Raw genomic sequence first — 15,474 nt, 5'->3', positions numbered from 1 at the left:
TTTGTTAAATTCGCTACTTAAGCGAGCAAAGGCAGACTAAATAACACCGTATATCACATATGGAGCAAACCTCAATAGCATACGAACCTATCCTCCTCGTCGGATCTGTCCTAATGCTGGCCGGGATCATGGCCGGCAAGGTCGGGACACGATTTGGCGTCCCCGCCCTACTCCTCTTCCTCATCACGGGGATGCTCTTCGGTAGCTCAGGGCTAGGGATACAGTACAATGATGCTGGGCACACACAGTTCGTCGGGATGGTCGCCCTGACGGTGATCCTCTTCTTTGGGGGGCTGGAGACGAAGTTCGCTGAGATCCGTCCGATCCTGGGGCCTGGGATCACACTCTCTACGCTGGGGGTACTGCTGACGACGCTCTGCTTCGGAGCCTTCCTCTATGGGCTCGATCAGCTAGGCTGGGCTCCGGTGCACTTCTCCTTCCCGATCGCCCTACTGCTGGCTGCCACGATGTCAAGTACGGACTCGGCCTCGGTCTTTGCGCTCCTTCGCTCGAAGAATATGCACCTCAAGGAGGGGCTCCGCCCGATCCTAGAGCTAGAGAGTGGGAGTAATGACCCGATGGCCTACATGCTCACGATCGCCCTCATCCAGTATGTCACGGGGGGGAGCGAAGGCTCGGCAGGGAGTATCCTCGTGACCTTCCTCCTACAGTTCTCCGTCGGGGGACTGCTGGGCTATGTGATGGGTTGGCTGACCGTCAAGCTCCTTAATAAGGCTAATATCGGCAACGAAGCCCTCTATCCGATCCTCCTCCTCTGCGTCGTCTTCCTGACCTTCTCGGCCACGACACTACTGCAGGGCAACGGCTACCTCGCTGTCTATATCATGGGCGTACTGGTGGGGAACAAGCGGGTGGTACATAAGAAGAGTATCGTTACCTTCTTCGATGGGCTGACGTGGCTCCTACAGATCGCCCTCTTCATCATCCTCGGGCTCTTCGTCGATGCACATAACCTCCTACCGATCGCAGGCTTTGCTCTGCTCGCAGGGCTCTTCATGATCTTCATTGCCCGTCCACTTGCTGTCCAGCTATGCCTCGTCTTCTTCCCAAGTATCAGCATGCGAGGGCGGTGGTTCCTATCCTGGGTAGGGCTGAGGGGTGCTGTGCCGATCATCTTCGCCACGTACCCGCTGATGAGCCAGGTAGAGGGGGCAGAGACGCTCTTCCATATCGTCTTCTTCATCACCCTGCTCTCCCTGCTCATCCAGGGGAGTACTATGCCCGCAGTGGCACGCCTGCTGGGGCTAGATGAGGAGGTGAAGAATGAGGTGAGCCTCTTCGGGGTCGAGATCCCCCAGCACACAGGGGCTAAGATGGTGGAGCGGGAGGTGACCGAGGAGATGCTCGCCTCGGGACGTCGTCTGATGGAGATCGACCTCCGAGAGGAGGAGCTCGTCATCCTCGTACGCCGAGGGGATGACTATATGGTACCCAAGGGGAAGCTCGCCCTACAGGCTGGGGATGTCCTGCTCATCGTCTTCGAACAGCACTCCAAGGCTTGACCCCCCATCCTCCATTATGATATAGCGAAGAGCAGTACTAGCGTGAAGTCCCACCACCGTAGCGTGTGGATAGGGAGATCCGTACCCACTCATGAAGCAAGAACAGCTACCACCACCTATAGGGCGCAAGATCTGGGCACTGGCCCTGCCCAACATCCTATCCAACGTCACTGTCCCGCTCCTGATGCTCTGCGATATGGCTATGGCAGGGCGCATGGCTCGTGCGGAGAGCATCGCAGCCGTAGCGATCGGAGCGGCCGTGACCCACTTCGTCATCGGTCTCTGGAGCCTACTGCGTATGGGGACGACGGGCTTCACGGCTCAGGCCTGGGGGGCGGGAGACGTGCGCGCCCTCCTGCGCCAGCTCTCCTCGGGGTCTCTTATTGCCCTCGGGGTGGGGCTACTACTCGTCCTCCTTCGTCCGCTCTATATAGGCCCGGCAGCAGATCTACTGCAGGAGGGCTCGGCGACGCTCTCCCTAGAGGCTCGGGACTATCTCCGCTACTCCTTCCTAGGGGCGCCCGCAGCCCTGCTCCTATACGTATATAATGGATGGCTCATCGGGGTACAGCGCATGAAGCTCGTCATGGCGGTGAGCATCGGGAGCAATCTGGCGAATATCCTCTTTAGCTACCTTCTGGCCTTTCCCCTCGGGATGGGGGTAGGGGGGCTAGCCCTCGGTACGGCACTCGCGCAGTATGCTGCTGTCCTAGCTCTCGGTGTGGGGGCTTGGCACTATCATCGGCGGATCCTCAGGCTCTTCTCTCGGAGCTATCTCTGGCATCCACCGACGCTCGTCCGCTACTTCCACGTCGGGAAGTACCTCCTCATCCGCACGCTCACGCTACAGACCGTGACGCTCTTCTTCATCCGAGCTGGGGGGATGATCGGAGTGACGACCTTGGCCGCTAATAGTCTCTTGATGCAGCTCTTCACGCTCTTCTCCTACTTCATGGACGGGATCGCCTATGCTGCGGAGGCCCTTGTCGGGGAGGCTATCGGGGCTCAGGACCGGGCTCGGCTGAGACGTATCATCCCGGCAGTGCTCCGTATCGGTGGGGGGCTAGCCGTGGTCGGTGCCGTACTCTATGCCTTTGTCCCAGAGCCCTTCCTAGCTCTACTGACGGACAAGGCGGAGGTCCTGGGGCGAGCGCTAGAGTTCCGCTACTGGATGGCACTCGTACCGCTGGTGTCGTTTGCCGCCTTTCTGTGGGATGGCATCCTCGTGGGAGCCACCGATAGTCGTACGATGGGGCTCTCGATGCTGGCTGCAGGGGGGGCGTTCTTCGTCGTGTACCTCGCTGTGATCGGGCCACTCGGGGCTCATGGTCTCTGGGTAGCCTTCCTCAGCTACCTAGGGGTACGCAGTGCGCTGGTCTGGACACTAGGGAGGCGCCACTGTCGGGGCTGAGGAGTAGCCTCCCTTCCCCTCTGGGTGACCCGCAGATCTAGTGGCTAGGGGAGGCTCGTCGGGGTGTGGGATAATAGGTGGAGATATTTTGTACCTTTGCCCATGAATAACACCACACACACTACGATGCACACGCCAAGCACGCTACATAGTCAGTGACCCATGTATGGATGGTGGTATGGAGCTCCCGGCTCTATGCCTAGCCTGCTGTGCCTTGGCTCGGGATAGCTTTTCCTCATCCCCCTCTCTACTCTATGCTCCAGCGTCTATATACCTTGCTGGGGGTAGGGTACCATGTAAACCAGCATGTGACGGCGTCCCCTAGCGAGGTGGACGCCGTCTCACGTATCTCCCCCGCCCTTAACAGACTCTTCGCTCTCTGGGTCGGCTCTGGTACATGTCCCCTCAGGGCCGACGCATGATCTCGATCGCACACTCCTGCCTTTGGATCTTCGGGGGTATTATTTCATATCCCAGGGAGCCTTAGCCCATCACTGAAGATCCTAGGCATTATCCCCAAGGAATAGACATACAAGCAAGCCCTACAGAGGACATACTTAGAGCGAGGTAGTGTACACGCGTGTATACTGTTGTGTACACGTGGGTATACGGTTGTGTACACACGTGTATACTCATCCCTCCTAGGTAGGAGGTATTCGCATGGGATATCTAGGCTAGGACTTAGACACTTCTATCTTCGGCGTATGCTCCCCCACGACCTTGCCCTCGCACTATGGTGGTTTCATGCGTCAGCCCTGCACATCCCCTAGTGTGGAGGACACTGTGTGCTAGATATGTCGTATCTTTGTGAAATAGACAAGGTATTCAGAACAATCACTCATACAGACTTATCATATCACAATGAGCTCAATGATCAAAGTAACATTCCCTGATGGTAGTCAGCGAGAATACCCCGTAGGGACTACCTCCTGGGATATCGCCGGGGACATCAGCCCCCGCCTACAGCAGGACGTGCTGGCGGCCGGTGTCAATGGCCAGATCTGGGATCTGATGCGCCCCCTCAAGGAGGACACCGAGCTGAAGCTCTACAAGTGGGAGGATCCAGAGGGTAAGTATGCCTACTGGCACTCCAGCGCCCACCTCATGGCCGAGGCACTTCAGGCGCTCTACCCGGGCGTGAAGTTCGGTATCGGGCCAGCTATCGAGAATGGTTTCTACTATGATATCGATCTGGGCGAAGGGGTACAGCTCAAGGACGCAGACCTCGGAGCTATCGAGGCCAAGATGGCCGAGTTCGCCGCCCGCAAGGAGCCCATTATTCGCAAAGACATTACCAAGGCCGATGTGACGGAGTTCTTCAAGCAGAAGAATGACGAGTACAAGCTCGAGCTCATCGCCGACCTTCCCGATGGGTCTATCACAACCTACACGCAGGGAGACTTCACCGACCTGTGCCGTGGACCCCACGTGCCCAATACGGGCTATATCAAGGCCATCAAGCTCCTGAGTGTAGCTGGTGCCTACTGGCGTGGAGATGAGAAGCGCAAGCAGCTTACCCGCCTCTATGGGATCACCTTCCCCAAGAAGAAGATGCTCGATGAGTATCTAACCCTCCTCGAGGAAGCTAAGAAGCGCGACCACCGCAAGATCGGTAAGGAGCTAGGGCTCTTCGCCTTCTCTCAGAACGTCGGGGCAGGCCTGCCCCTTTGGCTCCCTCGGGGGACACAGCTTCGCCTCCGCCTCGAGGAGTTCCTCAAGCAGATCCAGAAGCAGTTCGGCTACCAGCAGGTCATCTCCCCACACATCGGGTCGAAGCAGCTCTATGTGACCTCGGGGCACTGGGCTAAGTATGGAGCAGACTCCTTCCGTCCGATCACGACTCCCCAGGAGGGTGAGGAGTTCATGCTCAAGCCCATGAACTGCCCTCACCACTGCGAGATCTTCAAGGCTCTTGGCCCCCATTCCTATCGAGACCTTCCCCAGCGACTCGCTGAGTTCGGTACGGTCTACCGCTACGAGCAGAGTGGTGAGCTCCATGGGCTGACCCGTGTCCGCGGCTTCACGCAGGACGACGCTCACCTCTTCTGTCGTCCAGACCAGATCAAGGAGGAATTCTGCAAGGTGATGGACATCATCTTCATCATCTTCAAGGCGCTGGACTTCGAGAACTTCGAGGCACAGATCTCGCTGCGTGACCAAGTCAATCGTGATAAGTATATCGGTAGCGAGGAGAACTGGGAGCGTGCCGAGCAGGCCATCATCGAGGCTTGTGCCGAGAAGGGACTCCCAGCCAAGATCGAGTACGGCGAGGCCGCCTTCTACGGGCCTAAGCTCGACTTCATGGTCAAGGATGCGCTAGGCCGTCGCTGGCAGCTGGGTACGATCCAGGTGGACTACAATCTGCCTGAGCGATTTGACCTAGAGTACACCGGTGCAGATAACAAGAAGCACCGCCCAGTGATGATCCACCGTGCCCCCTTCGGGTCTATGGAGCGCTTCGTGGCTGTGCTCATCGAGCATACGGCTGGACACTTCCCACTCTGGCTCGCACCTGATCAGGTCGTCGTACTGCCGATCAGTGAGAAGTTCAACGACTATGCTCACCAGGTAGCTGCCCAGCTCAACGCACGGGATGTCCGCACTCAGGTGGATGACCGTAATGAGAAGATCGGCCGTAAGATCCGTGACAACGAGCTCAAGCGTATCCCCTATATGCTCATCGTGGGCGAGAAGGAGGCTCAGGAGGGCGAAGTCTCTGTCCGCGTGCAGGGTGAGGGAGATAAGGGTTCGATGAAAATCACTACCTTTGCCGAACAAATCACCGAGGAGGTCACCCGTCAGCTTAATGCCTGGCATGCTGAGAACAAGGGGTAGTGACCCCCGAGGGGTAGTTTACAAGTAACAATACTGAATGGCAGTAGACAACAAACAAAAGTTCCAGTACCGCACGAACGAAGCCATCCGCGTCAAGGAGGTTCGTCTCGTCGGGGACAATGTAGAGCAGGGGGTATACACGATCCAGCAGGCTCTGCGCATCGCGAATGACCAAGAGCTCGATCTCGTGGAGATCTCCCCTAACGTCAACCCTCCAGTATGTCGTGTCGTAGACTACCAGAAGTTCGTCTTCCAGCTCAAGAAGAAGCAGAAGGAACAGAAGGCTAAGAGCGTCAAGGTCGTCGTCAAGGAGATCCGCTTCGGGCCTCAGACGGATGACCACGACTACAACTTCAAGCTCAAGCACGCTAAGGGCTTCCTTAGCGAGGGCTCGAAGGTCAAGGCCTATGTCTTCTTCCGTGGTCGCTCCATCCTCTTCAAGGATCAGGGGGAGGTGCTCCTACTGCGCTTCGCCAACGACCTCGAGGACTATGGACGTGTAGAGAGTATGCCCGTGCTAGAGGGTAAGCGCATGACCATCATGATCGCTCCTAAGAAGACGGCTTCCTCTGCGCCCAAGAAGGATAAGGCTCCTAGAGCCGATGCCGAGGAGAGCGAAGAGACCACCAGCGAGGACTAAGCCCGCTCCGAGAGTAGATAATCCCCATCCCTGCACCTCGCGCATAGGCTGCGTCAGTGGAGTAGGGTCATATAGTAACTCATATAAATAGAAAGAAAATGCCTAAGCTGAAGACAAACTCCAGCGCTAAGAAGCGTTTCGCGCTCACTGGCTCTGGTAAGATCAAGCGCAAACATGCCTTCAAGAGTCACATCCTGACGAAGAAGACGAAGAAGCAAAAGCGTAACCTCACCTACTTCACCACGGTGGACAAGGTGGACGAACGCGAAGTCAAGGAGCTCCTCCGCCTTCGCTAATCCGGCAAGTTTAGACAACGATCATTCAGTAACAGAGAGGTAAGCAAAAGCCAAGTATCTGCAGAGGCTATCTCGCCCGAGGCAGGTCGCTACCAATCACAAAGAAGAAACAATCATGCCAAGATCAGTCAATCACGTAGCTTCGCGTGCGAAGCGTAAGCGCATCCTCAAGCTCACTCGTGGCTACTACGGTGCTCGTCGTAACGTCTGGACCGTCGCCAAGAATACTTGGGAGAAGGGTCTTACCTACGCCTTCCGCGACCGTAAGAACAAGAAGCGCAACTTCCGTGCACTCTGGATCCAGCGTATCAATGCCGCTGCCCGTCTGGAGGGACTCTCTTACTCCCGTCTGATGGGTGCGCTACACGCTCAGGGTATCGAGATCAACCGCAAGGTGCTCGCTGACCTAGCTGTCAATCACCCTGAAGCCTTCAAGGCAATCGTAGCTAAGGTGAAGTAGTCTTCGCCACAGAGCTATCTACAACGGACAAGCCTCATCTGTCTAGCTCCCCCGAGGAGCGACAGATGAGGCTTATCTTTTGCCCTATGCCATAGAAGCGTCCCCCCTCTGGCTCGAGTATGTAATGGCAGATATAAGGGAGGAGGGGTGGGGTAGGAGGATGTAGAACGGGAGTCCCCCAGAGAGGGCTCGCTCTAGGCGAGGCTCTCTGGGGGACTCCCGTTGCCTTAGGGCAGTGTGGACTATCCGAGGAGGACAGAGATCATCCATACGGACTTCTCCTGTTCGTCTAGGAGGTCGGAGATTAGGTCGCCCGTAGCGATGTCACCAGCCTCGTCGGCTAGAGCAGCGATCTTGCGCTCCTGGGCGATGAGGACCTTCAGGCTGTCTAGGATCTGAGGAATGATTTCAGAGGCGCAGGATACTCCCGTCTGCTCCTTGATCTGGCTCTTCTGGAGGTACTGGCTGAAGCGGTTCTCAGGCGTAGCACCGAGCTGTAGGAGACGCTCTGCGATGTCGTCGGCATGCTCAGCGGCTTCGTCGTACATCTTCTCGAACTGAGCGTGTAGGGTGAAGAACTGAGGGCCACGTACGTGCCAGTGGTAACCACGGAGGTTCGTGTAGTAGACCTGGAAGTCTGCGAGGAGCTGGTGGAGGCTTTCGATAACCTTAGCTGCGTGTGCGGGTTCGATACCCGTGATTGATAGAACACTCATAATCGTTGTTTGCTTATTAGTTAGTTCGTTGTTTGTTTTTATTACGTTGCAAAGTTAGCGATACGTGCAAAATAGTGCAACAGAATTTATCTATACTCAAATAACTAGAGACTATCACGCCCAGAGCCCGCTCGGTATCCTATCCTACCCATGGTCTCGGAGACCATCCCGTATATATTATATGGTATAGGAGTCCCTCCTAGACGGCGGGTGTCTTGGGGGGGCGAAGGCGGTCATGGGGGAGGGAAAAGAGATAAATTTGGGCGAAGATGTCGTGTGTAATGAAATATTCATTACCTTTGTAGCCAAATGGTGGCAAGAGGCCTCCAAAGGAAAAAGATATCAACTGGGGTATTAGCTCATCTGGCTAGAGCGCGACACTGGCAGTGTCGAGGTGAGCGGTTCGAGTCCGCTATACTCCACATGCGGTAGAGAGACAAGCGTGTCCATCTGCCCCATGTAATACCGGAAGACCTATCACTCTCCAGGTGTGAGCGATGGGCATACGTCAGATCTATACATAGACCTAGAGGCGTATTAGGCGCGAGCGAGTCGATGCACCATTTGGTGAGTCGAAAAGTTGGTGTATCTTTGCGGTGTTATTAAATGACGAAAACGGAATTTATAACCAATTAAACGTAAGAAGAAAGATGAAGAAGTTTTTCGCATTCGCAGTTGTAGCTGTTGCTACACTTGCTTCTTGTGGCGGTAACTCTGAGAACGCCAACGCTGACTCTGTTGCTATGGACTCTGCAGCTGTAGTTGCTCCCGTTGTAGAACAGGTGCAGGCTGTCGCTGACACAGCTGTTGCTGTCGTTGACTCTGCTGCTCAGGCAGGCGCTAACAAGGTTGAAGGCGCTGTTCAGGAAGTCAAGAACGCTGTCAAGTAAGTGTAGGCTCTCCTTAGAGAGCTAACAGCACGCTCCGGAAAAGGAGTCTGCGAAACAAAATCGTAGGTGCGCCTCATACCCACTAGGGTGTGAGGCGCACCTCCTTTGTAGGGATACCCGTAGGACTTAGGACGAAGGACTGGCAGATAGACTGACAAAATAACAGCTCCCCGAGGGCTTTGGCATAGCCTTTGCTCTCTCCTTGTCGCTGGTGAGCACTTCGCCCACCACAGAGAAGTGTACAAATAACGAACTATAATAGTCTAGCAAAGCAATGAACATTAAGCCACTGGCAGACCGCGTACTCATACGCCCTGCAGCACAGGAAGAGAAGACCGTGAGCGGGATCATCATCCCTGACTCCGCCAAGGAAAAGCCCCTCAAGGGCGAAGTCGTAGCCGTCGGTGATGGTACCAAGGATGAGGCTATGGTCCTCAAGGCTGGCGATACCGTCCTCTATGGCAAGTACGCAGGCACCGAGATCGAGCACGAGGGCGAGAAGTACCTCATCATGCGTCAGAGTGACGTGCTGGCGACCATCTAAATCAGCCCAAGTTCATTATGGCGACACAACCTAAACCTGGGGCTTCCAATCCTAGAGCCGGATGGCCCTCTCGGACAGGTAACCCTAGTGGGGGTAATAGAACAAACAATCCCTCCTCCCCAAGTAAGAAGTAACACGACATATAGCGTATAATACGTATCATGGCAAAAGAAATCAAGTTCGATATAGAGGCTCGCGAAAGCCTCAAGCGTGGCGTAGATGCACTCGCCAACGCTGTCAAGGTAACCCTCGGCCCTAAGGGACGCAACGTCATCCTTTCCAAGAGCTATGGCGCCCCACACATCACCAAGGATGGTGTCTCTGTAGCCAAGGAAGTAGAGCTCGAAGATCCATTCGAAAACATGGGGGCACAGCTCGTCAAGGAGGTGGCCTCTAAGACCAACGACGACGCAGGTGATGGTACGACCACTGCGACGATCCTTGCCCAGAGCATCATCGGTGTCGGGCTGAAGAACGTCACCGCAGGGGCTAACCCCATGGATCTAAAGCGTGGTATCGACAAGGCCGTAGGTAAGATCGTCTCCGAGATCCGCTCTATGGCTCAGGAGATCGGGGATAACTTCGAGAAGATCGAGCACGTAGCCAAGATCTCTGCCAACGGAGACGAGCAGATCGGTCAGCTCATCGCTGAGGCTATGCGCAAGGTCAGCCGGGAGGGGGTAATCACCGTCGAGGAGGCTAAGGGTATCGAGACCACTGTCGAAGTCGTCGAAGGGATGCAGTTCGATCGTGGGTATATCTCTCCCTACTTCGTCACCAACTCTGAGAAGATGGAGGCTCAGCTGGAGAACCCTTACCTGCTGATCTACGACAAGAAGATCTCTACCCTCAAGGAGATCCTCCCTATCCTAGAGCAAACCCTACAGACGGGTCGTCCTCTGCTCATCGTAGCCGAAGACATCGATAGCGAAGCCCTCGCTACCCTCGTCGTGAACCGCCTACGTGGTGGCCTCAAGGTCTGTGCCGTCAAGGCTCCAGGCTTCGGTGATCGTCGCAAGGCTATGCTGCAGGACATCGCTACCCTGACCGGTGGTATCGTGATCAGCGAAGAGACCGGTATGAAGATCGATGCCGTTACCCTCGATATGCTCGGTAAGGCAGAAAAGATCACCGTAGACAAGGATAACACGACCATCGTCAATGGTGCTGGTGACAAGGAGGCTATCCGCGAACGTGCCGCACAGATCAAGGCACAGATCGCTAACACCACCTCCGACTACGATCGTGAGAAGCTACAGGAGCGTCTAGCTAAGCTCTCTGGCGGTGTAGCCGTCCTCTACGTCGGTGCTCCTAGCGAAGTCGAGATGAAGGAGAAGAAGGACCGTGTAGACGATGCCCTCAGTGCTACACGTGCAGCCCTAGAGGAAGGTACCGTCCCTGGTGGGGGTACGGCTTACCTCAGAGCTGTCAAGGCCCTAGATAGCCTCACGGGTGAGAATGATGATGAGACGACCGGTATTGAGATCGTTCGTCGTGCTGTCGAGGAGCCCCTCCGTCAGATCGTTGCCAACGCTGGTAAGGAAGGTGCCGTCATCGTACAGCGTGTGAAGGAGGGGCAGGCTGACTTCGGCTACAACGCTCGTACGGACAGCTTCGAGAACCTCTATGCGTCGGGGGTTATTGACCCTGCTAAGGTCGCTCGTGTCGCCCTCGAGAACGCTGCTTCGATCGCTGGTATGTTCCTCACGACCGAGTGTGTCATCGCTGACAAGAAGGAGGATACTCCCGCTATGCCTATGAACCCAGGTATGGGTGGCATGGGAGGCATGATGTAGGCCTAAAGCCACTCCCTCACCGGTAGGGGAGCGTAAGCTCCACAAGAAAATAGATCCGCTAGAGAGACTCCTAAGCCTCCTCTGGCGGATCTTTTTTTGCTTTCCCTATCTCCCCTTTATTCCCCTTTTCCCGACGGTGTCCCTATAGAGGGCAAAAGGTATCGCCTGCAGACGTCTACCCTCTAGCCTAAGTATCCTCAGTGGGGAGTGCCCTAGGCGAGCTTAGCCCCCTGATCCACTAGAAGTAGAAGCTTCCCCTGGAGAGCGATACCCCAAGGCTTCGCCCTTCCATAATTCTTTTGTATGAGTACAAGGCTCCCATACATCACCTTCCTCCTCGGGGTAGGGCTATCGTGTACCTCTAGGCCAGCGGCGCAGAGCCAAGAGTCGCTCGGTCAGGAGGCTCCTATTACCTATTCCGTAGACGAACTGGATCGGCTCTACAGGCCACTGAGGAGGGATACGTTCATCCTATCGGTGGGGCATGATGAGTTTAGAGCTCCCATCGAAGATCTGTTTTCTGCCGAGGAGCGTAGGGCGCATAAGACACAGATCCTAGAGTATACCTGGGGCTTGGATCAGGACGGTCTACTGGCCGTTTGGTATCTACCTCTCTCCGACTCACTGCGGGTCCTCGGCCTCTTTACCTACCCCCGAGATGCCGTATTCTGAGCCCTTATCTGTCATCCCCTATGAGAATGTCTAGCCCGTCACAGCTACGTGGGGGGAATAATCCGTTAGAGAAGAAGGGGGGCTTCCCCCGCTGTAGATGTGGAGCGAAAGAGTACGGAGATAAATAACTAAGAAATATAAAGGTCCTAGCTATGCTAAGTAATTTGCTAATCGAGGAGGGTGCTCTCCGCAAGGAGGTGATTGGATCCAGCGTGTCACATACGGAGGTTGCTCAGTTTCTCCATCCTTGGGACTTCCCGGGGAAGGATGATTATATGGATTTCTTATGTGAGTCCAATGGGCTGTTTTTCCCAGAAGGTCTCTGTCTGAAGAGCGATCTATATATGGGGCTAGAGGTCGAGACTTTGTATGATCTAAGGGGGCGAATCGAACGCTATTGGGCTATAGCTAAGGAGAACCCTGATTATCCTGAAGCCTTTACAACTGGGCATATGCCGATAGCCAATGATGCGGCGGGGAATATGTACTGGATCGATTTAGTCTCAGGAGAGGTCTTGTTTATCGACTCAGAGTATGGTGTCCCCGAAGGACAATACGTCGTTTCTGATAGCTTCTCTTCATTCTATTCGGCACTCTATCCCCATGCATTGTGACGGATATAGGGGCGTGTCCCCCGAGTGCTGAGTGCGAGCTGTTGCTAGGACTGTCTTGGCTTGCCCATAGGGGAGCGCTGTGATGCCCCCCTCATGGAGCATAGCTGAGATACGACAGCGACAAGTAGTCTACGAGCTGGCTGTAGCTGTGGTGGCAGCATAGCCAAATGAGATCGCCCGCCCCGAGAGAGCTTAGGGCTCTGGGGGCGGGCGATAACTACACCAATCTAACCATTGTCTCGCCTTCGGATACCCTCGGGAGAGGGTATCGCACGAGACGACCGGTCTTGGGGGAGGGAGGTGTGCTTCCCTCTAATACTTGGACTTTGTCGTCCGTCTCGGGGGCTCAGCGACTAATCCTTGAACTTTGCAGCCAGGAATTCACGATTGAGACGGGCGATGTTTGTGATGGAGATGTTCTTGGGGCACTCCACTTCGCAGGCACGGGTATTCGTACAGTTCCCGAAGCCTAGTTCGTCCATCTTCGCTACCATAGCCTTAGCACGGCGAGCAGCCTCTACGCGCCCCTGAGGGAGGAGTGCGAGCTGGCTGACCTTAGCCGAGACGAAGAGCATGGCAGAGCCGTTCTTGCAGGCTGCAGCACAGGCTCCGCACCCGATGCAGGCCGCAGCGTCCATAGCCATATCGGCATCAGCCTTGGGGATGGGCGTAGCGTTGGCGTCGGGTACACCACCTGTATTCACGGAGACGAAGCCCCCAGCCTGGATGATCTTGTCGTAGGCTGAGCGATCGACCATGAGGTCACGGATGATGGGGAAGCCGGCAGAGCGCCAGGGCTCGACGGTGATCGTGTCGCCGTCGTTGAAGCGACGCATGTGCAGCTGGCAGGTGGTGATGCCCTCATCGGGTCCGTGGGGATGCCCGTTGATGTAGAGGGAGCACATACCGCAGATCCCCTCGCGACAGTCATGGTCGAAGACCACGGGCTCCTTGCCCTCACGGACAAGCTGCTCGTTGAGGATGTCAAGCATCTCTAGGAACGAGCTACCCTGCGATATATTCTGTAGGTCGTAGGTTTCGAAGGCCCCTGGTTCCTCGGGACCACGTTGCCGCCAGACCTTTACCTTTATATTGATATTCTTATCCATTGTACCGATGTTGGCTAGGGATTAGTTCTTGTAGTTACGCTGCTGACGTACGACGAACTCGTAGTCGAGTGGTTCTTTCAGGAGCACAGGGTCTTGATCCTCGCCCTGGTATTCCCAGCAGGAGACGTAGGCGAACTTATCGTCGTGACGAAGGGCTTCACCCTCGGGGGTCTGGTGCTCGAGGCGGAAGTGACCACCGCAGCTCTCCTCACGGTCGTGTGCGTCACGAGCCATGAGCTCACCGATCTCGATGAAGTCTGCTAGGCGAAGGGCCTTCTCGAGCTCTACGTTGAGGTCATCGGCCTTACCGGGGATGCGGACATCGCTCCAGAATTCCTTCTTCAGTGCCTTGAGCTCGACGATAGCCTTCTCGAGGCCTTCGCGCTCACGTCCCATACCGACGAAGTCCCACATGATGTGCCCGAGCTTCTTGTGGAGGCTGTCTACGGACTGCTTCCCCTGAATGCTCATCAGGCGGGCGATACGATCCTTGATCCCCTTCTCTGCTTCGTCGAACTCTGGACGGTCGGTGCTGAAGCGGGGTACCTGGATCTGGTCTGCCAGATAGTTCTGGATCGTGTAGGGGAGGACGAAGTATCCGTCTGCGAGCCCCTGCATCAGTGCCGAAGCCCCGAGGCGGTTAGCTCCGTGGTCGGAGAAGTTGGCTTCCCCGATAGCGAAGAGCCCGGGTACGGAGGTCATCAGTTCGTAGTCTACCCAGATACCGCCCATGGTGTAGTGGATAGCGGGGTAGATCATCATCGGGGTCTCGTAGGGATTGTCGTTGGTGATCTTCTCGTACATCTGGAAGAGGTTGCCGTAGCGAGCCTCTACGACGTCCTTCCCTAGACGCTGGATAGCGGAGGAGAAGTCGAGGTAGACGGCGAGCCCTGTGTTGTTCACCCCATAGCCCGCATCACAGCGTTCCTTGGCGGCACGGCTAGCCACGTCACGAGGTACGAGGTTCCCGAAGGCAGGGTAGCGACGCTCTAGGTAGTAGTCACGATCCTCCTCCTTGATCTCGGTGGGGCGGAGTGTGCCGGCCTGGAGCTTCTTAGCGTCCTCGATGTTCTTGGGTACCCAGATACGACCATCGTTACGCAGGGACTCGGACATCAGCGTGAGCTTGGACTGGAACTCTCCGTGTACGGGGATACATGTGGGGTGGATCTGCGCCATACAGGGGTTGGCGAAGTAGGCACCCTTCTTGTAGCACTGCCAGGCTGCAGAGCCGTTGGAGGCCATTGCATTGGTCGAGAGGAAGAAGGCGTTGCCATAGCCCCCAGTGCCGATGACTACGGCATGGGCTGCGAAGCGCTCGATCTTGCCCGTGATGAGGTTACGGGCGATGATCCCTCTGGCACGGCCGTCGATGAGGACGACGTCGAGCATCTCGTGGCGGGTGTATAGCTTCACTGTCCCCTTGCCGACCTGACGGCTGAGGGCGGAGTAGGCGCCGAGCAGGAGCTGCTGCCCCGTCTGGCCTCGGGCGTAGAAGGTACGAGAGACCTGTGCCCCCCCGAAGGAGCGGTTGTCTAGTAGACCGCCGTACTCACGGGCGAAGGGTACACCCTGTGCTACGCACTGGTCGATGATGTTATTGGCGACCTCTGCCAGACGGTACACGTTGGCTTCGCGGGCACGGTAGTCCCCCCCCTTGATCGTATCATAGAAGAGACGGTAGACGGAGTCCCCGTCGTTTTGGTAGTTCTTCGCAGCGTTGATACCCCCCTGAGCGGCGATAGAGTGTGCACGGCGAGGGGAGTCCTGGATACAGAAGTTGAGGACGTTGAATCCCATCTCTGCCAGTGATGCAGCTGCAGAGGCACCAGCCAGCCCTGTACCGACAACGATGATGTCGAGGCGGCGCTTGTTGGCTGGATTGACCAGCTTCTGGTGGTCCTTATAGTTTGTCCACTTCTCGGCCAATGGGCCGGCGGGGATCTTAGAGTCTATCTGTGACATAAT

The 15,474-nt window shown here is 56.0% G+C and carries 14 protein-coding genes and 1 tRNA gene; 12 read left to right on the top strand and 3 right to left on the bottom strand.

Annotated elements, in window-relative coordinates; genetic code table 11:
- Positions 1 to 59: 59 nt before the first annotated feature.
- From QZ170_RS02820 to rplT, 6 genes are all read left to right on the top strand, one after another.
- The gene (locus QZ170_RS02820; RefSeq protein WP_297176772.1) at positions 60 to 1,523 is read left to right on the top strand and encodes a potassium/proton antiporter; all 1,464 of its coding nucleotides are present in this window, start codon (positions 60 to 62) and stop codon (positions 1,521 to 1,523) included.
- Between the two features lie 91 nt (positions 1,524 to 1,614).
- Positions 1,615 to 2,934, top strand: a complete 1,320-nt coding sequence (locus QZ170_RS02815; RefSeq protein ID WP_297176770.1) for an MATE family efflux transporter — start codon at positions 1,615 to 1,617, stop codon at positions 2,932 to 2,934.
- Positions 2,935 to 3,804: 870 nt separating this feature from the next.
- On the top strand, positions 3,805 to 5,769 hold the full coding sequence (thrS, locus tag QZ170_RS02810) for a threonine--tRNA ligase (RefSeq protein WP_297176767.1): 1,965 nt from the start codon (positions 3,805 to 3,807) through the stop codon (positions 5,767 to 5,769).
- 37 nt (positions 5,770 to 5,806) lie between these two features.
- A complete protein-coding gene (gene infC, locus QZ170_RS02805) occupies positions 5,807 to 6,409 on the top strand; it encodes a translation initiation factor IF-3 (protein ID WP_297176764.1) in 603 nt (200 codons plus the stop codon).
- A 98-nt stretch (positions 6,410 to 6,507) separates the two neighbouring features.
- Positions 6,508 to 6,705 carry a 50S ribosomal protein L35 gene (gene rpmI / locus QZ170_RS02800; RefSeq protein ID WP_005469616.1) on the top strand — a complete coding sequence of 66 codons (198 nt, stop codon included), beginning with the start codon at positions 6,508 to 6,510 and terminating at the stop codon, positions 6,703 to 6,705.
- Between the two features lie 115 nt (positions 6,706 to 6,820).
- Positions 6,821 to 7,165, top strand: a complete 345-nt coding sequence (gene rplT, locus QZ170_RS02795) for a 50S ribosomal protein L20 (protein ID WP_005469617.1) — start codon at positions 6,821 to 6,823, stop codon at positions 7,163 to 7,165.
- Between the two features lie 242 nt (positions 7,166 to 7,407).
- On the opposite strand, the gene QZ170_RS02790 is transcribed toward rplT, so the two are convergent.
- On the bottom strand, positions 7,408 to 7,881 hold the full coding sequence (locus QZ170_RS02790; protein ID WP_297176759.1) for a Dps family protein: 474 nt from the start codon (positions 7,879 to 7,881) through the stop codon (positions 7,408 to 7,410).
- A 348-nt stretch (positions 7,882 to 8,229) separates the two neighbouring features.
- On the opposite strand from QZ170_RS02790, the gene QZ170_RS02785 reads away from it, so the two are divergent.
- The 6 genes from QZ170_RS02785 (at position 8,230) to QZ170_RS02760 (ending at position 12,397) form a co-directional block, all read left to right on the top strand.
- Positions 8,230 to 8,303: transfer RNA gene (locus tag QZ170_RS02785), tRNA-Ala, on the top strand.
- 228 nt (positions 8,304 to 8,531) lie between these two features.
- Positions 8,532 to 8,771 carry a hypothetical protein gene (locus QZ170_RS02780; protein WP_297176757.1) on the top strand — a complete coding sequence of 80 codons (240 nt, stop codon included), beginning with the start codon at positions 8,532 to 8,534 and terminating at the stop codon, positions 8,769 to 8,771.
- A 274-nt stretch (positions 8,772 to 9,045) separates the two neighbouring features.
- Positions 9,046 to 9,315, top strand: a complete 270-nt coding sequence (locus QZ170_RS02775; protein ID WP_297176754.1) for a co-chaperone GroES — start codon at positions 9,046 to 9,048, stop codon at positions 9,313 to 9,315.
- A 161-nt stretch (positions 9,316 to 9,476) separates the two neighbouring features.
- Entirely contained in the window at positions 9,477 to 11,111 is a 1,635-nt protein-coding gene (gene groL / locus QZ170_RS02770; RefSeq protein WP_297176751.1) for a chaperonin GroEL, read from the top strand.
- Between the two features lie 303 nt (positions 11,112 to 11,414).
- Positions 11,415 to 11,783, top strand: a complete 369-nt coding sequence (locus QZ170_RS02765) for a hypothetical protein (protein ID WP_297176747.1) — start codon at positions 11,415 to 11,417, stop codon at positions 11,781 to 11,783.
- Positions 11,784 to 11,935: 152 nt separating this feature from the next.
- Positions 11,936 to 12,397, top strand: coding sequence for an SMI1/KNR4 family protein (locus tag QZ170_RS02760; RefSeq protein ID WP_297176744.1), 462 nt, complete (start codon positions 11,936 to 11,938; stop codon positions 12,395 to 12,397).
- Positions 12,398 to 12,750: 353 nt separating this feature from the next.
- On the opposite strand, the gene QZ170_RS02755 is transcribed toward QZ170_RS02760, so the two are convergent.
- Complete coding sequence (locus QZ170_RS02755; RefSeq protein WP_297176741.1) at positions 12,751 to 13,506, bottom strand: succinate dehydrogenase/fumarate reductase iron-sulfur subunit; 756 nt, start codon at positions 13,504 to 13,506, stop codon at positions 12,751 to 12,753.
- 21 nt (positions 13,507 to 13,527) lie between these two features.
- On the bottom strand, positions 13,528 to 15,471 hold the full coding sequence (locus tag QZ170_RS02750; RefSeq protein WP_297176739.1) for a fumarate reductase/succinate dehydrogenase flavoprotein subunit: 1,944 nt from the start codon (positions 15,469 to 15,471) through the stop codon (positions 13,528 to 13,530).
- Between the last annotated feature and the right edge of the window lie 3 nt (positions 15,472 to 15,474).

The sequence above is a fragment of the uncultured Porphyromonas sp. genome, from assembly GCF_905372525.1.
Lineage (GTDB): Bacteria > Bacteroidota > Bacteroidia > Bacteroidales > Porphyromonadaceae > Porphyromonas.
The sequence above is the reverse complement of the archived record's forward strand: the minus strand, read 5'-3'. Positions and strand labels throughout refer to the sequence as shown.

Bases quoted from the DNA above. Each gene is read 5' to 3' on its own strand.
- groL (WP_297176751.1), top strand. From the start codon at position 9,477: ATGGCAAAAGAAATCAAGTTCGATATAGAGGCTCGCGAAAGCCTCAAG.
- QZ170_RS02765 (WP_297176747.1), top strand. From the start codon at position 11,415: ATGAGTACAAGGCTCCCATACATCACCTTCCTCCTCGGGGTAGGGCTA.
- infC (WP_297176764.1), top strand. From the start codon at position 5,807: ATGGCAGTAGACAACAAACAAAAGTTCCAGTACCGCACGAACGAAGCC.
- QZ170_RS02755 (WP_297176741.1), bottom strand. From the start codon at position 13,506: ATGGATAAGAATATCAATATAAAGGTAAAGGTCTGGCGGCAACGTGGT.
- rplT (WP_005469617.1), top strand. From the start codon at position 6,821: ATGCCAAGATCAGTCAATCACGTAGCTTCGCGTGCGAAGCGTAAGCGC.
- QZ170_RS02780 (WP_297176757.1), top strand. From the start codon at position 8,532: ATGAAGAAGTTTTTCGCATTCGCAGTTGTAGCTGTTGCTACACTTGCT.
- QZ170_RS02820 (WP_297176772.1), top strand. From the start codon at position 60: ATGGAGCAAACCTCAATAGCATACGAACCTATCCTCCTCGTCGGATCT.
- QZ170_RS02760 (WP_297176744.1), top strand. From the start codon at position 11,936: ATGCTAAGTAATTTGCTAATCGAGGAGGGTGCTCTCCGCAAGGAGGTG.
- QZ170_RS02815 (WP_297176770.1), top strand. From the start codon at position 1,615: ATGAAGCAAGAACAGCTACCACCACCTATAGGGCGCAAGATCTGGGCA.
- QZ170_RS02775 (WP_297176754.1), top strand. From the start codon at position 9,046: ATGAACATTAAGCCACTGGCAGACCGCGTACTCATACGCCCTGCAGCA.
- QZ170_RS02750 (WP_297176739.1), bottom strand. From the start codon at position 15,471: ATGTCACAGATAGACTCTAAGATCCCCGCCGGCCCATTGGCCGAGAAG.
- thrS (WP_297176767.1), top strand. From the start codon at position 3,805: ATGATCAAAGTAACATTCCCTGATGGTAGTCAGCGAGAATACCCCGTA.
- rpmI (WP_005469616.1), top strand. From the start codon at position 6,508: ATGCCTAAGCTGAAGACAAACTCCAGCGCTAAGAAGCGTTTCGCGCTC.
- QZ170_RS02790 (WP_297176759.1), bottom strand. From the start codon at position 7,881: ATGAGTGTTCTATCAATCACGGGTATCGAACCCGCACACGCAGCTAAG.